This window comes from Bartonella sp. W8151 (assembly GCF_016100385.1).
Lineage (GTDB): Bacteria > Pseudomonadota > Alphaproteobacteria > Rhizobiales > Rhizobiaceae > Bartonella > Bartonella apis.
Genome location: NZ_JACFSO010000002.1, coordinates 184,898 through 201,224, shown reverse-complemented (window position 1 = coordinate 201,224; position 16,327 = coordinate 184,898). Strand labels below are relative to the sequence as shown.

The following is a 16,327-nucleotide window of genomic DNA, read 5'->3' as shown; positions in this document are numbered from 1 at the left end:
CCCACTCCTGCACCAAAAACTATGGATAGACCGCCACTAAAGCCCTTCGCCTGCCAAGGCTATATAATGAACTGAAAGAACGTGTTGATGCGGAAAAACCAGTTCTTTCGCCGGATTTAATTGTGTAAGCACCAGCTCTTTTTCATTATGGCGAATAACGCGCTTGATGAATGCCGTTGGAAAACTATCCTCTTCCTTCATCATTATTTGCGCAACGACATAATCGCCCTTTTTTATTCTTCGCGCTGTATCGACATAAACAATTTCGCCATCTTCATAGCGTGGGGACATTGTGTCACCTGCAACCTCCACGCCATAAGCGTTTTCCACATTCAATAATTGGGGCGGGCAAGGCACCTCAAACAACTTTTTACCGTCAAAAGCAAACTCGCCGTTTATTCCTGCTACAGCTTGCCCATAAACCGGAATGAGCTTTATTGCTGGTCTGTCAGATATCTGCTGGCTATCGTATTCACCCGCATTTTTATTTCCAAGCAGAAGCCATTCTAGCGAGACATTTGTAGCTTTTGCTATAGCTTCCAACTTATCACGGCGCGGTGACATACCGTGTTCCCAAGAAGAAACAGCAGCCTTTGTTACATGAACAAGAGAGGCAAGCTTATTTTGCGTTAGGTGAGCTTTTTTCCTCGCTTCAAAAATGCGGGTATCGAGGCTCATAATAGTTCCTTTTTTAGCCTGGAATATTCGAGTTCAGAATATCATAAAAAGAAAAACATCAAGATTTTTTATTGAATAAAGAAAAACGGTTTTAGCAATCAATAGCAAAAATGACATTGTTGGTCATTATCCGATGAAATCGGTAACCCCTTCGCGAGTAACGAAGCGTTAGGTGATTAAGATACCGGCGGAACGCATAATAAACCTATGATAAAAGTTGGGAACACTAGCGCAATCTTCGTTCATTTTTAAGCCGGTCTGTTTGGCTTTATCGTGAACTATTATGTCATGAAACAATGCAATCTCTTTAGAAAAGTCTATTTAACGCGATTTTGTCTCATCTGCATGGAAAAACGAGAGGCGCTATCCTTTAATGTTCGTCCGGTCTGGTGGCGCAATCAGAGCCGATAAAGAGGATTTCTTCACGGCTCATGGTAATTGGCGGGTCGTTTTCGTGGTCTACTTCTGCCTGCGCCGTGCGCATGAAAAGGGTAAACCTTGAAAGATCGAATGTCTCGTCCGTCATCGGGCTTGAACGATAAAGTTTCCAAGCAAGCGCCATGACTTTTTCTGCCCGCGAATGGGTCTTCAGGCTTTTCAGATAAGGCTTTATATCGCTCCACGAGAAGCGTTCTTTTTCATCATGCTTTTTTCCTGCATTGTCGGCTTGGTTAACCGGCTTTTTATGATATGTCTCTTGGGGTTTTCGACTATCCAAAGTTTTACTTGTTACATCGGCACGTTTGCTTTGCCCTTGATCTATTTCTGCGTGACCTGTTTCTTTGCAAGAAAGGTCAGTTTTATTGAACGGCGGTTGTATTTCTTCGTCAGTGCTTGAACCATTGTCCGGCGAGCCTTTTTCTTCATCAAGGGGGCGAAGAAATCCGGCTCGTGACTTTAAAGTTTTTCCAAGATTTTTAGGCTTTTTCATTCCGCCCGCCCCTCGCCAGTTTTGACAAAAAACCATAAGCTTCAACACGCTTAACGGGGGAATCGTAAAAAAATGACATGAATAATGTCAACATATTTTATGTTGAAATTTTACTGGACTTCATCAACAAACGAATCGTTTAACCATGAAGACTTGGTTGTTTTGATGGTTTTGCTTTAAACTTTTATATTGTTTTAAAAAACCGGATGGTTGCCGCAAGACATCAAACTTGAACCGGACAATTAATTAGAAAAGACGAAAAATACTTTCGGAATTTCCATCGAAATAATAGATTCTTAAATGAATTTTACTTCCTATTGGAACAACAAGCCAATCAGAACAACAAAAAAGTCTTATAGGCTATGTTGCTTGGGCGATTAACTAAAAATGAAAAGCCCGTGAAGAGTAGTGAAAATAGCGGTCAACAATGCATTTTTGAAGACTAAACTTCGGTTCATCAGACCAGCCCGTCGATTATTACACAGTCAAATCGGGCGCGGGAAAATTGTTGGTCTTGGATATTCAGCTTTGATGACATTCCCTTGATTATTCGACCATGGAGACTGCCTTGAACAGAGATAAGCATTTGACATGCTAATGCTGTCGACACCTGTTTCACGCCAATTTTTAGCGCGTAAAACGGCCGATATAGCGGCCAAGAATAGTGATTTCGCTTAAATTCAGAATGCGCGGTTTGTGGTGGGGATTATCCGATATCACCTCGACCTCGATTTCATCCGCACCGGGACGGGAAACAACTTCCAGCCGTTTGATGATAACCCCGCCAAGCTCGTCTGCCAGTGCATAAATTCCGGGAGGCGACGGAACACGGTGCGATATGTCGATAAACACCGCATCACCATCATGAATGGTGGGCGACATGCTATCCCCATAAGCGGGAAGAACTGCAACATTGGACGCGACAACATTAAGTTTTGCCAACAGGCTTTCGGGTAAACGCCAAAAATCCTTTATTACTTCTGTCGAAATCTGGACGGCGTTGCTTGCACCGTTGACGATCATAATGTCCCCGCCGGCCCCCATGCCCGCCTTGACATCAATTTCGGGAATTTCACCATCTTTCAACTGCAACCTTGTTTTGACATCACTATCAATCCGGTCAGGAATATCAGGGTCAAAACTCGATACAATCTTGTGTTTTGCGGCATTCTCACCTGTCAAAAGATAAGATGCGCTTACGCCGAATTTGCGGCCATAAATTGCCGCGTCTTCAGGGCTAAAATCATTCTGCCCGTTTTCGTGCGCCCGATAGGTCGAATGGCTCACGCCAATTGCATCCGCAGCTTTCGTCGCAGATGAAAAGCCCGCTTTCAGCCGTGCTTCGCGCAATCTTTGTCCCATCGTGTCCATAACATACATTATGTCAGAATAATAAACATAAATCATGTTGACAATCTGCTATAAATGATGTTGTTATACAACTATTCGCTACTTTTAGGTGTATTATAACATTATTAGTGTTTAAAAGTGGCGGGTAAGAGAGGGAAGGTGCAGTGTGCGCTTTCCTGTGAGTTTTTTAGACGGCGTATTTGCCATGTTTCGGGGTGGAACAAATGGACAAATCAGATATTTGCGTGTCGCAATCCATCGACACTTATGTTTTGCATGAAAAACAGCTGGTGAACTGCTTTAGCCGCAAGCCCACACTGTTGACTTGGCCTTTAGAAGCTTCAACCGAGAATAAAGCAGTAGACAATGAAGCCGCAGGGGAAAATGTTTTAAAAAGCGAAGAGGCCTTGACGTGCGGCTTTTGCGTTGCGCCTTCTTCTGGCAAGCTTCAAAGCATATTTAAACTTCAAAACCTATTTGAAACCGCCGGTGGAAGCGCCTGTTGCAGGCTGACGGTGCTTGCGCCCCGTTTATTAACCCGAACGTTTTTTCCCCGCACTTCTTCTTTATCCCGATTTTTTCTTAAAAAAAGCAAATTATGCTTATTCGGCTTTGTCACTCCCGGAAACACTGTCTGGCGAGCCTGCACCTTCTGCGGGCGTTTTTCTGGCATTGGTGTTTTCGAGTGTCACATCATATTTCTGCGGCTCGGCAAGGATATTTTCCGGTTTGCCGACAGCAATCATACATTTGGCAAAAAGCGGCAGAATATTCTTGCTATCAATCGTATTTTCGGAAGCACCGGCAATAATACTGAACAAACGGAACGCGACTTCTTCCGGTGTGGCTGCTGCATTGACAGTTGCAGATCTTATCGGGTTAATAACGGGCATTCTCTTTCCTTTGTCTTTCATCAATCACTTGATGAAATAGTTAAACAACTTGTTGTTTTTATCAAGGCAATAGCAATCGCCATTTTAAAACCGGTGAGCCTTTCCATTTTTGTCAAAAGGCTTTGTTTCAACGCGCCAATTTTTGCCCGTGCAGGACAACAAAAATCACACCGAATTTTTAAAAGCATTGTTTTAAGCGCAGCAAAAGTCTGCTTGTCCGCAAAAAGCGTAACCGGAAAAATCAGAGATGTGACCCGAAAAAGCAAGGCTTTGACACTTCATGGTGGAAGCGTTTTTGAAGCCGTTTTTTCTCCAGAATTATCAGAATTTTTTGCGCGTCAATTGTGCGGCCGACCAACCTTTTTCAAGGCAGAGAAGAGAGTTTTATAAAATGGATTCGTCAACATTACGCCGCCTTGCCGGTTTGAACCTTTCTACCGAACAAATGTCGGCCATTCTGGAACTTCTTGCCGATATAGACGAGCGGGAAGACTTACGCCGTGCCCGTACACGCGAGCGTGTGCGCCGTTTCAGGCTGACACGGAAAAACAATGTAACGTTACAAGAGGAAAATTGTAACAGCGAGGAAACATTACCCCTTTCCCCTAAAAGAAAGGTTCCCCCACACCCCCTTAAAGAAAATAACCCCTTTCCCGCTTTCTCTGAAACATCTTCGGATGCGCTTGTCGAAGAACCAACAGAGAAAAAAAGCGGGCACGGTTTCCCCCCTTGCGGGATTAAAAATTTACCGGAAATCCCTACGGGGTGCGAGCCGGACAAAGCTTGTTCTTTTGCCGTGAGTTGGCCTAAAGACAAGGCTTGTTCCTTTTCTGAAAGTTCCACTTTTCCGCAAGCGGAAAGTGCACCACTTTCAGCAATCACGGGAACGGTGTCTGCGGCTGAAAAGGAGGAAGTTTCAAGCGCAATGTCAGCTTCCAGCGAAAGCGCGGACGTGCCGCTTTTGCCTTCACCTTCGGGAATTTTTGGAAGCCGGAATTTTGGAAAAAACGAAGTTCCAGAGCTTGCAACGAGCCGCCCTGAAAAACTGAGTTTTGAAGCCGAATTTCATGAAATTTTCTGGCCTTCTTTCCCGAACAAATGCGGTAAGCCGAAAGCGCTAACGGCGTTTTTGAAAGCGCGCAAAAAAGACAGTCTTGCCGCGATTATGGCGGGGCTTCAACGCTATATCGCCGACAAGCCGCCCGACCGCCCCTGGCTTAACCCGACAACGTTTCTCAATCAGGAACGCTGGAATGACCAACCTGCCCCCGTTCTGGAGCGAAAAAATGCAAAATTTAAATATGATAAAAGATCAACTGCCAGAAAAGTTACCGATGCGATGGCCCGCCTCGCACCTCGATTTGACGCTTACCAAACTCGTTTCCCTCACGACAGGTGAAGGCTTTCCACCCCGCTTCAAGGCCGGAAAGAAACCGACAAACGCTCAAATTGCAACAATCAGGCACACGCTTGAGGAAGCAAAAAACACACTTTTAAAAAAGGCGCGAAGCGACGAAATCATGGACCAGTTTTTGCTACTTTCGGGCGGTATGCGGCTGCCCCGTGATTTAGACGGGGAAAGTGCTGCCAAATCCTATATGATTGCGCTTTCCGGCTTTTCAAGCTTTGCCATTATGCAATCGGTGCTTTTGATTATTCGCGGCAAAGCGGAAGGCTTCAACAAAACCTTCATGCCGACAGCGCCGGAACTTGCCGCTTTTTGCGAACATATCGAAAAAACCGAATGGTTGAAAATCGACCATGTGGAACGGCTTTTAAGAGCCGGTGAAGAAGATCCAAACGACGTTTTAATTCCGGAAGCGCGGGAAGAAAAACTGACCTTTCACCACCAAACCACCACCGCAAGCGGAAAACAAAACAACAGAACATGAAACAGGGCAGCACGTTTCCCGCCCGCAAAAGAAATGCGCGCTCGATGAAGCTGAATGAAACGGAATGGGACGACATGGGACGAGATGGGACGAGATAGGACGATGTGAGACAGTGTGGGACGATAAGAGACGACATCGAACATCTATGAAAAGCCCAATGTTTTTTGGGCGGCAAAACGCGAACCACAAGATTTCAAACAGCAACACTTCAAATTCAACACTTCAAACAACAACCCGACAAAAAGCGAACATGAAAGGCTTTAACCATGCAGGAAGTTGAAATTATCAGATTGAAAGCCCGTTCAAAAGCAGGCAAACTCCGGCTCAAGCGCGGGCGCGGAAGGCCACGTATTGAAGGTATTGCGCGCGAACCGAATGGCAGGCGCAGCCGAGCAAAAAAACCGCGCGAGGCGATTGACCGCCTGGCCATTTTGATGCGTGCAAAGCACACCGGCCTTTCGGAAAAACAGGCAAAAGACCCGCGCGCTTCCACCTATATCGGCAGGCTTTTTTTGGCAGGTCCTGAATGCGGCGGCATTAGCGAAGACCAGTACAATGCCGCGCTGAAATTTATCGAGGTTGATAATAATTATAAAAAGGCATTGCTTTCGCCTGCCGCCTATTACGACGATTTTAACAGCACGCCAAATCCCGAACTTTATGAAGCGTTTTGCAAGCGTGCAAAAAAGCAATATCTTGCGGCAAGGGAAGCCATTCAGGAAGCGCAATTCGATAACAGAATTGATAACCTTTATGCCGCCTTGCAATATATTGTGCTGGAAGATCTCGAATTGCCGCACCTTGTCGGCGCAACAAGGCTTGTGCTCAATGCGCTAAACCGGCATTTTTTCCTTGCCAATAAAGGTCATTAAATTTTTAATGACCCTGACGGCGCAAGGAGAATTCTATTTTGCAAACGGAATTTCTTTGAGTGGCGAGAAATTTATATTGCAAACGAAATTTTATGATTTGTTGCAATTTCGTTATGCGGCGGGAAAAACTTTTTAACAAGGTCTATTTTTAGCTAGAACTATAGGCTGAAAGAGCAAACTTGGCTTGCAACTTATGTGGTGCATTGCCCCCACAGCGAGGAAGTCCAACCCGCCGCATTCATTCCGACCTGCAACACTATTTCTAAAAGGCAGGCACTCCCCTGCCTTTTCTTTTACACCTTGCACAATTTATCAGCCTGCAATAATGGGAAAGCGAAAACAGGCAAGCTAACCGCCTGCCTTGCGGTGATAGAGATAGCGCAAATTTAAACTTTGATGAACAATCAATTATCATTATTTACATGAGTCCATTTGTGCAAAGTTCGTTTTTGGCGGAGAATAATTCATCCATAATACATTTTTAAATAAACTATCAAACTGTTGTTTTGAAGTAATATTAGTCAGAAAACGGATTGGACGAGGGTCCTTTCTTAAAAGGAATGGCCTGTGACCTCCATAATAAAAGCAATCTTCTAGCTTATTCAGAATAATTGGTGGTTCTCCAATTGATTTTGATAACAATTCATTAGTTATAACAAAATCCAAGCTATCAGAAAAATCACATCCAATAAATCTATTCATATAATGTTCATTATTATTAGATATTTCTTTATGTGAAGTAAAATATTTCATATTTTCCATTAAAAAAACATCAAACGTACTATCTCTTATTGTATAAAGCATAAAAATTTTACAATATTTAAATTCACAATTATACGCTGAAATTTCCCGTATCTCTACGATCGGTTGATCGCTGCGCCGTCCATCCAAAACGCAGTCAACGAATTTAAATCTAAAATTGTTTTCCCACTGATTCGCTTTGAAAAGAAATTCGCCTGTAAAGTTAAATCCGATGAATATAATATAAAGATTTGCAATTTCTAGAGAACGTAATTTCTTTAAAGTTTGTTCCGACTTAAAATCGGCTGAACATGATATTATTATCTGCTCATTAATTTCGAAATTATCAGGATTATTTCCGACCAGATCAGCAGCATAATGAATCGCTCGCATTCGCACTTCATTCGCCGTTGTGACATCGCTGGCATCCATGATAAAATCCGTTAAAATATCAAATGCTTCCTTTCTGAAAGTCCCTTCACTATCGCTGGCAACTCTATTCAAAAAGGAAAGGCCAGCATATTTTTGCACATCGTTTTCACTGCTTAGAAGTTTTGATGCTTCTGCGATAAGCTGGGCGGTATCACGCCGTTTTGCCATTGCGATTTCATTGTCGTGGCGTTTGCCATCCTGCTTCTTTTCTTCAAATTCGAGCTTCTTTTGTTCAAACTCTTGCTTTCTTTGCGCAAACTCTCTTTTTTTTTGCTCAAGGTCGATTGATTTGTTTTTTGTCGCTTTGGCAGCCCAGAAAAAGGTAACAAGACCGGCGGTGGCGAGGGCTACATTTTTTATGTCAATGCCACCGAAAAAAGTTGAATTGTCGCCACCCGGATTAAAATAGAGAAAAGCAATTGTCCCGAACAAAGTGCCAAGAATTAAAGTGACGTTTAAAACATCAACAGCAAAACGGTTGCTGACAAAATCGACACTGTGGCGAATATTGGCATTTTTCGACGGGAAAAAGGCTGCATTAATCCAGCCATTCAAAAGCACAAATAAAAGTGTTGCGATTGTCGCGACAAGGGAAATAACTTTCAATCTATATTGAAAGTCCTGAAACGGATAAAAAACCGATAGACAGAGGAAAACAATACATAAAATAGTCGAGCCGAGAAGCGCAAACCAGTTTGTTTCTTTCGTAATGATTGCTGGAAGCAAAATCAGTATGTCTGCCGATACAACAAGAAAAAAAGTCACCCCCCAAAGACAGATTTTTTCTTTTTCAAAGAAAAAATAATTCGTGACGGACAACATTACGGATACAAATAAAACGCCGATACCAAAGTACAAATAGAACTTTTTAAAATCAATCAATTCTTCATCTGATTCACTCGCCTGTTGTGGCTTATCGTTCTGTTTATCGGCGTTTGTAGTTAAAGGCATTTTTCGCTTTTTCCCCTTCTCTCACCATAGCGATTTATGCCAAAAGTTCAGACAAAAGCAATGTTAGGATGTGATTTTCCCCTTTTTACAACCGCTATTTGTGTGATGTGTTTGCTTGTCTATTGTTTCAAGGTTCATCAAGAAAGACGAAGGGAATAACTAACGGCTATTTATGGCATTATCTCGTGGCATGAGCTTTTTATGGTCAAAGCCGGAATTGTCGTTTCCGTTTAGAATGTCGTTTAAGCGCAAAAAAAGCGGTCAATTTCGTGAAGTGATAAAAGGCGAAGCTATTTTTGAACCACAGAATCTGTTAGTATTTGAAGATTTCTTCGGCATTATATTTTCACAATTCAAAAGAACGTATGACCTTTTAATTATGAGCAATTCTACTGACGATCTTCCGTTTTCCCAGCGCTACGGCTATGCGCCGGTTGTTCAACAGCTTGCTTTGGGAGAAATAACAACCGCATTCAGAGAAGAGATAAAAGCACTTCTCGACGAAGTTATTCCCGAAGATGATAATAAATGTATTCCTATCTCCACAATATACATTTTTTGCGATATTTTCATAAATATTTGCGGAGGAACCTATCAGCAATTTTCTGAACATAAAGAGGTTAATACAAAATATGATTTTGAATACATGGAAATTAGTGACGTAACTTCAATACCAAAAAGCTTTATTATGAATTTTTTATGTCGATTTATAGATAATTGTGAATTTTTTAAGCTATTCGATTTATTAGAAAAAATTATTTACAATCAAAAACAATTAAACTTATACGCACATAATTATAATGGTAATAATCGAATATTTGGAGATGTTTTAAACGAACTTTTTAAAAAGCATCACTTAGCCTACACAATTTACAACGGGAAAATTGAACCTATCAGTAATGAATTTGAGGGCAAGACCTATGTTGCTGCACTTGATGAGACCAAGGATAAAGGGCAGCTTGGTGCCCATAGTCATTTGATTAAAGCCGGAGAACAGATAAATCACCAAAAATGGGCAGATAGCGTTCGGGAAAGTATCAGCGCGGTGGAAGCGATTTGCCGCCAAATTGTCGGAGAAAATGCAACTCTCGGCTCGGCGTTGAATAAGATTGAAAAGAACTATCCTCTGCATCCGGCATTTAAGAAAGCGTTGAGCGCACTTTATGGCTTTACCTCTGATGAAAACGGAATTCGACATTCACTTTTGGACAAGTCGAGTGCAGCCGTTGACGAGGCCGACGCGCTTTTCATGTTGGGGGCTTGCGCATCCTTTGTTTCTTACTTGCTTTCCCGAACAAGGTCGAAAGACGATAAATAAATTTGTTCAAAATGGTTGAGATAAACCTTCGAGCCTTCATAAATTCAAAACACTTTGCAACGACAAAGAAGTGCCCGCACGTAAGATGGCAATTCCTTGTCGACTTACCAAAAAAATCCGGCAACGTGCGTTCATTTTCAAGAGTGATAGAAAATGTGAAAAAAGCGTTACGCTTTCCAGTTGAAGGGAGAAGGCCTAGGAAAATTCGGAACGATGGTTATTTAAAAAGCTGGCGTAGCGCGATGCCGCCAGCTTTTGAACTTTGAACCACCAGATTAGGGAAGTTGATAAATAGACCTGAGAAATGGCAGGCGAATATTCAGGCTTCAGATTTCCTCAACCGGTGCGTGAGATGAGGATTTCACCAGATCAATTGCATGAAAAGCATCAGCCTTGTCTTTATAGCCTTCGCCGCTAGTTGCGATCTTTTCGTGGTTCGCTGCTTTCAAATGCCAACGCCATTCGCCGTTTTTATCTTTATAAATTTCGTATTTCATGACTTTTTCCTGTTTTTAATGGATTAGTGATAATTCAGAAACATTACGCCAAACACTTTAAGGAAAGTGGGTTTTTTATTTCATCATTTCAAGATAATTAGTAGATATAATCATCTTTATTTATGAATTTTATTTTGACGAGTAAAACTCTTTTACACTAAAAGAGAACTTCCCCCCCTTTCATTCCGAATTCTTTTTTTATTTTAAAGGCTTCTGCATTGTTCAAAATGAAAATGTTCGCGTTCGGCAATTGAAAAACACGTGTCGATTGGTTTTGAACAGGAGCGAACGATGAAAATTCGCATGTTTGCCAACTGCGCCGGTTTTTACAAAAATAATTTTTTAAAATTTTCGATTATTTTTTTCTTGCAAAAATATGTCACTAAATATTAACTGACAAATACGGCACAACAAGAATTGTATCTATCGTTTGGTTGACGTTTATAAATATAAAAACGTTTTATGATCTTTTATGTTTTAAATATTCTATTTTTTGTTGAATTTAAATACCTTTTAAAACAATATTATTTGAAAATACTGAATTTTATTCATGAATATTTCCATTTGCTGTTCGTAGCGGTTTCTGAATGCTTTTAAAAAACCGGATGAAATTGTTTGAGCTACAAAAAGTGTGGCAGATGCTTTCAAGCAAAGCGCATTTGGCAGTTAAAAATTTTATCCTTGAAAAGGAAAAGGGACGTGGCCGGAACCAAAAAGCGAACACCCCCTGAAACAGAAAAATCCGCCAAAAAAACCACCGCTAAAAAAGTGAACCAACAGAAAAAAGCCGCGCCTTTAACGGAAGAAAATGAAGAGGAAACTTTGCAGGATGAGGATGGTTGCAAGGAAAAGGCTGCACGTTCAAAAGTGAGACTTGAAAAGGAAATTGAGCGGCAAGTGCTGGGCAATGAGGGGATGGCTGCGCACTCAAACATAGAGTTGAAAAAAGAAACGCTGGAAAATGTGTCTGGAAGCAAGGAAAAAGAGATAACTCTAACCACGCGAATTCGAAAGCAGATGCTGCAAAAAGTGCTTGGCAATGAGAAAATGGCCGCACGTTCAAGCGGAGCAGTTGAAACAAAAACTGTGCAGGATGAGGATGATGGAAAGGGAAAATTGTCGCCAGAGAGCCGTGATGTTTTGAAAACAATGCCGACTGTAGCAAAAGCGACAAAGAAGGCCGCGCAAAAAAAGCGGGAAGCTGTGCGAGAAAAGAAAGCTTCCGGAATTTTGAAAGAGGCTATTTTAAAAGCTGCAATAAAAGCCGGTAACCAATTGGGAGAAGACGGGCTTGTTTCCTATCTTGAAGCACAGGCTTTAAAAAATGCTTCTTCCTTTTTGACACTACTCGGCAAAGTATTGCCTGCCGAACTTAATTCAGACGGACAAGAATTAAAAACCGTGACAAAAATCGAACTGGTTGCATTATCACCCTCACCGAAAGATTTGACAGTTGCAAATGAACCAGCCGGAAAAAAGCGAACGGCTTGTAAAAAGCGCCCTGCTGGACATCAGAAACCTGAAATAAATCAGGAACTTTCGGAAATCCTTAAAAAAGACGATTGAAGAACCTCCGATGAAAAAGGTTTCCAAAGAAGTGAACCGGTTTTGCAATTGTTCAACGAATTTGCTTGCCATGCGAAATGAAGAGAGAGTTTGAATGTTTTTCGTGTCTTAAAAATTTTTCAAAAAACGTCGTGCCGTTTTGAAATAGTGGCCGTTTTGAAATGGCGCGCTTTTTAAAAAGCTTAACGTGCTGCCTCTCGGGCTTTGGCCTTATTACGATGGGATATATTATTTTCCGACAACATAGTTCTTTGCGGGTGGCGATGCTTGTTTAAAAAAGTGTTTTCCTTGCATATCCGTCAAGGTGGTGAGAGCGGTTTTCAGAATAGTTTTTCAAGCCTTTTTTCGGCTTCCGGATTTGGTTTGGAACGTCGCAAATTTTTTGTTTGGTCGTTTTGTTTCGGTGGTTTTGTGGTGGTTCATGACAACAGAAAAAATAGAATTGCCGGAAAAGCTCATTACGCTTTTCGATGGGCCTGCCGATATCAGGGCGGCCTATGGCGGGCGCGGTTCGGGAAAAACCCGCTCTTTTGCCACAATGAGCGCAGTGGTCGGCTATTGTTTGGGAAAAAGAGGAATTCGCGGCATTATTCTTTGTGCCCGCCAGTTCCAGAATTCTTTGGCTGACAGCTCTTTGGAGGAAATCAAAAGGGCTATTGCCGATTACCCGTTTTTACAAAATTATTACACCATTGGTGAAACCTATATACGCTCGAAAGACGGGCGCATTACTTATGCCTTTTCCGGACTTGACCGGAATATTGCCAGTATCAAATCGAAGGGGCGGTTGCTTCTTTGTTGGGTGGATGAAGCCGAACCTGTGACCTCTCACGCATGGAACACATTGATACCGACTTTGCGTGAGGAAGGTGAGGATTGGAACACGGAGCTCTGGGTAACATGGAACCCGCTGAGAAAAGAGGCAGCTGTTGAAAAGCGTTTTCGCAACAGTAAAAATGCGCGTATCAAATCTGTTCAACTGAATTGGCGTGATAATCCGAGATTTCCCGATCTGTTAAACCGCGCCCGCCTTGATGACTTGAAGAACCGGCCGGAAAGTTATGACCATATATGGGAAGGGGGATTTCTTTCCCGGATGGAGGGAGCCTATTTTGCAACCGGTCTTGCAATTGCCAAAGAAGAAGGGCGCATTTCCAACGTTCCGGCCGACCCGTTAATGACATTTCAAGCTTTTTTCGACATTGGGGGAACAGGTGCCAGAGCCGATGCAACCGCTATCTGGATTGCGCAATTTATCGGAAAAGAAATCCGCGTTCTTGATTATTACGAAGCGCAAGGGCAGCCTTTGAGCGCCCATATCAACTGGCTGCGGGAAAAAGGTTACGGGCAGGCAAGAATTACATTGCCGCATGACGGCGCAACCAAAGATCGCGTGCGGGATGTGAGTTTTGAAAGTGCGCTTCAACAAGCCGGTTTCGAGGTGGACATTATTCCCAATCAGGGAAAAGGTGCAGCACGCGCCCGCATTGAAGCGGCAAGACGGCTTTTCCCCTCTATCTGGTTTAATGAAAAAACCACAGAAGCAGGACGTGATGCTTTGGGTTGGTATCACGAAAAGCGTGACGACAAACGCGATATAGGACTGGGGCCGGAACATGACTGGGCAAGCCACGGGGCTGATGCATTCGGCCTGATGTGTATAGCCTATGAAGCACCAAAAATTTCTAAAAACCGGCAACGCAATTTCATGAGACATGATTTCAATACGTCATGGATGGCGGGATAACAAAAAGCAAAATTGTCGACTGTTGAACCGGATGCGCAATGTGTCGGCTTTTGGTTTTCTACCAACCGTCTTTGCTTTCTTTATGATGGTTGCCTTGTGCTTGCCCGCCTGCCCGCTTGCGCGGTTTCCCTTTTTATTTTTCGGGCTTTTCGGCTTTTTCAAGATTGAACTTTCAAGTTGTGCGGGCGGCGCGCGACCAATTTTAACCAATAATTTTACGGGCTGATGATGATGCTAGAAAACGAGACTTTAGAACATGGTTCTTCCACGCAGTTTGACAGTGCAAAAAGAGATATTCTTTTCCAGTCATTGCTGAAGCTTTTCCGGCAGGATATGGCGCATGTTGCCGAATGGCGCAAAAATGCCCGCGAAGATTATGCCTTTTATAATGGCGAACAGTGGGAAGCCCAAGACAAGGCAGCGCTTTTCGAGCAAAAACGCCCTGTCATGACGTTCAACCGCATTGCGCCGCTTGTCAATGCTGTTATCGGCTCGGAGCGCAACAACAAACGCGAAGTGCAATTTATTCCGCGTGAAATCGGAGATGCGAGAGCCAATGAAATATTGACCGGTGCGGCAGAATGGTTTCGCGATCAGGCCGAAGCGGAATATGAGGATTCGGAAGCTTTTACCGATACTGTCATTTGCGGCATGGGGTGGACAGATACACGCCTTGACTTTGACGATGATGAAACGGGTAAACCGGTTGTTTGCCGCCTTGACCCGTTGAAAATGGTGTGGGATGCCTCGGCGGTGAAAGCCAATCTGGTGGATGCGGAGCGCCTCTGGTATATCGACGAAAAGCCGCTTGCCGAAGCGCGCCGCATGTTTCCCGATATTGACCCGTCATTGCTTGATGCACGCTGGGCAAAAAATGGTGTTTTTGACAGTGACGAACCTCTTTCCCATGTGAATTCTGACACATTCTATGGTGAAGACCTGACGGGTATTTCGGAGAGGCAAGGCTTGGGGCTTTCTTCCGCTTCCAGCTCTTTGGTGACACTTGTCGAATGCCGCTGGTTCGAGCGTGAGGCTTTTTACAAGGTTTTTGACCCGCTGACAGGTGAAACACAGGATTATTCGCTTCGCGACTATGAAGAGAAAAAGAAAATTTCGCCTGAAATACAATCGGTAAGGCTTACAAGAAAGATTGTGAAAAGGGCTTTTCTGGGCGAGGTTTTGCTTGCCGAACCCGATCAGCCGATGGTGCCGAACGGGCAACTTGGCTGGGAATGCATTACCGGCTATTTCGACAAGATGAAAAAGCATTATTATGGCATTGTGCGCCCCACAAAAGACCCGCAGCGTTGGGCGAACAAATTTTTCAGCCAGGTGATGTATCTTTTAAACAGCCAATCGAAGGGTGGCATTCTTGCCGAACGCGGTGCTTTCGATGATGACAGGCAGGCAGAAGAAAGCTGGGCGCGCGCCGATGCCATTACCTGGACAAAACAGAATGCGCTTGGCGGACAAAATGCCCGCATTCAACCCAAACCCGTGGCACAATTTCCTGTTGGTTTTTTTCAGCTTTTCAATGAAGCCAAAGAAGCAATTTCCGATGTGACGGGCTTGTCTTCAGAATTTATCGGCACGAGAGAAGTAAACCAGCCCGGTGTTTTGGAAAGCCAGCGCCGGCAATCTTCTTTGAATTTGCTTGCCTCGCTTTTTGATGCGCTGCGCCGTTATCGGAAAAGACAGGGGCAAATTATGCTTTACCTCATACAGAACTATCTTTCCGATGGAAGGCTTATCCGCATTGTGGGGGATGACAACAAAAAATATGTGCCTTTGACACATGAGGCAGTCGCCAACCGCAAATATGACATTATTGTTGATGATGCACCAACAAGCCCCAATGAAAAAGAACGGACATTTGCAATTATTCAACAGATGTTGCCGATGTTGAAAGATTATCTCACACCGGAAATCGGACTGGAAATTCTGCGCTATTCGCCACTTCCTGCCTCGCTTGTTGAAAAATGGACAGCCAAGGCACAAGAAGCGGCTCAACAAAAAGCAGAACAGGAAATGGCCAGAGAACAGATGGCCAGAGAACAGATGGCAAGAGAACAGATGGCAAGAGAACAGATGAGGAGCCAAGAAGCGGCAATGGAAAGAAATGCATTGCCGGAACAGTCTATCGGGCAACAGGCCGACCGATTGAAGTTGCAAGCTTTGGCAAACGAGCTTGATATAAAAGCCAAAGCCCGTGAACTCGACCTTAATGCCAAAGCGGCCGATCTTTTTTTAAAAAATCAGAAAGCAAGGCTTGAGACCGAAACAGCCAAAAACCGCGCGCTCATTGAACAATTGAAAATTGAACAATCGCAAACGGGGCGCGCCAATTCCTGAAACAAGCGACCCGAAAGCTTGGATAAAATGGTTTTTTAAATTTGGCAAAGCGGCAATTCAGATTGTCGCCGCTTTTTACCGCCCGCAATTGCAACTTTTGTTTTTCC

General features: G+C 43.4%; 13 protein-coding genes. 7 read left to right on the top strand and 6 right to left on the bottom strand.

Going from position 1 to position 16,327, the window contains the following annotated elements; translation table 11 throughout:
- Nucleotides 1-36 precede the first annotated feature (36 nt).
- The 4 genes from H3V14_RS03850 to H3V14_RS03835 form a co-directional block, all read right to left on the bottom strand.
- Nucleotides 37-678: a helix-turn-helix transcriptional regulator gene (locus tag H3V14_RS03850; protein ID WP_246784986.1), complete on the bottom strand. Its 642-nt coding sequence runs from the start codon at nt 676-678 to the stop codon at nt 37-39.
- 370 nt (nt 679-1,048) lie between these two features.
- Nucleotides 1,049-1,609, bottom strand: coding sequence for a hypothetical protein (locus tag H3V14_RS03845; RefSeq protein ID WP_198226770.1), 561 nt, complete (start codon nt 1,607-1,609; stop codon nt 1,049-1,051).
- Between the two features lie 627 nt (nt 1,610-2,236).
- Complete coding sequence (locus tag H3V14_RS03840; RefSeq protein WP_246784984.1) at nt 2,237-2,971, bottom strand: S24 family peptidase; 735 nt, start codon at nt 2,969-2,971, stop codon at nt 2,237-2,239.
- 590 nt (nt 2,972-3,561) lie between these two features.
- Nucleotides 3,562-3,852, bottom strand: coding sequence for a hypothetical protein (locus H3V14_RS03835; protein ID WP_198226766.1), 291 nt, complete (start codon nt 3,850-3,852; stop codon nt 3,562-3,564).
- A gap of 280 nt (nt 3,853-4,132) precedes the next feature.
- Here H3V14_RS03835 and H3V14_RS03830 point away from each other — a divergent pair, with 280 nt between their 5' ends.
- The 3 genes from H3V14_RS03830 (at nt 4,133) to H3V14_RS03820 (ending at nt 6,616) form a co-directional block, all read left to right on the top strand.
- On the top strand, nt 4,133-5,251 hold the full coding sequence (locus H3V14_RS03830; RefSeq protein WP_198226764.1) for a hypothetical protein: 1,119 nt from the start codon (nt 4,133-4,135) through the stop codon (nt 5,249-5,251).
- Nucleotides 5,214-5,744 carry a hypothetical protein gene (locus tag H3V14_RS03825; protein WP_210326540.1) on the top strand — a complete coding sequence of 177 codons (531 nt, stop codon included), beginning with the start codon at nt 5,214-5,216 and terminating at the stop codon, nt 5,742-5,744. The genes H3V14_RS03830 and H3V14_RS03825 overlap by 38 nt, the downstream gene beginning before the upstream one ends.
- A 266-nt stretch (nt 5,745-6,010) precedes the next feature.
- Nucleotides 6,011-6,616 carry a hypothetical protein gene (locus H3V14_RS03820; RefSeq protein ID WP_077972416.1) on the top strand — a complete coding sequence of 202 codons (606 nt, stop codon included), beginning with the start codon at nt 6,011-6,013 and terminating at the stop codon, nt 6,614-6,616.
- A gap of 414 nt (nt 6,617-7,030) precedes the next feature.
- Here the strand turns inward: H3V14_RS03820 and H3V14_RS03815 are convergent, their stop codons facing one another.
- Nucleotides 7,031-8,740: a hypothetical protein gene (locus H3V14_RS03815; RefSeq protein WP_198226762.1), complete on the bottom strand. Its 1,710-nt coding sequence runs from the start codon at nt 8,738-8,740 to the stop codon at nt 7,031-7,033.
- Between the two features lie 172 nt (nt 8,741-8,912).
- Between H3V14_RS03815 and H3V14_RS03810 the strand changes: the two genes are divergently transcribed.
- Entirely contained in the window at nt 8,913-10,058 is a 1,146-nt protein-coding gene (locus H3V14_RS03810; RefSeq protein WP_198226760.1) for an AbiJ-NTD4 domain-containing protein, read from the top strand.
- Between the two features lie 326 nt (nt 10,059-10,384).
- Here the strand turns inward: H3V14_RS03810 and H3V14_RS03805 are convergent, their stop codons facing one another.
- Nucleotides 10,385-10,555, bottom strand: coding sequence for a DUF1508 domain-containing protein (locus H3V14_RS03805; RefSeq protein WP_198226758.1), 171 nt, complete (start codon nt 10,553-10,555; stop codon nt 10,385-10,387).
- 699 nt (nt 10,556-11,254) lie between these two features.
- Here H3V14_RS03805 and H3V14_RS03800 point away from each other — a divergent pair.
- The 3 genes from H3V14_RS03800 (at nt 11,255) to H3V14_RS03790 (ending at nt 16,220) form a co-directional block, all read left to right on the top strand.
- Nucleotides 11,255-12,121, top strand: coding sequence for a hypothetical protein (locus tag H3V14_RS03800; protein ID WP_198226757.1), 867 nt, complete (start codon nt 11,255-11,257; stop codon nt 12,119-12,121).
- Between the two features lie 421 nt (nt 12,122-12,542).
- Complete coding sequence (locus tag H3V14_RS03795) at nt 12,543-13,868, top strand: phage terminase large subunit (protein WP_198226755.1); 1,326 nt, start codon at nt 12,543-12,545, stop codon at nt 13,866-13,868.
- A gap of 228 nt (nt 13,869-14,096) precedes the next feature.
- On the top strand, nt 14,097-16,220 hold the full coding sequence (locus H3V14_RS03790) for a portal protein (protein WP_371809441.1): 2,124 nt from the start codon (nt 14,097-14,099) through the stop codon (nt 16,218-16,220).
- The last annotated feature ends 107 nt before the right edge of the window (nt 16,221-16,327 follow it).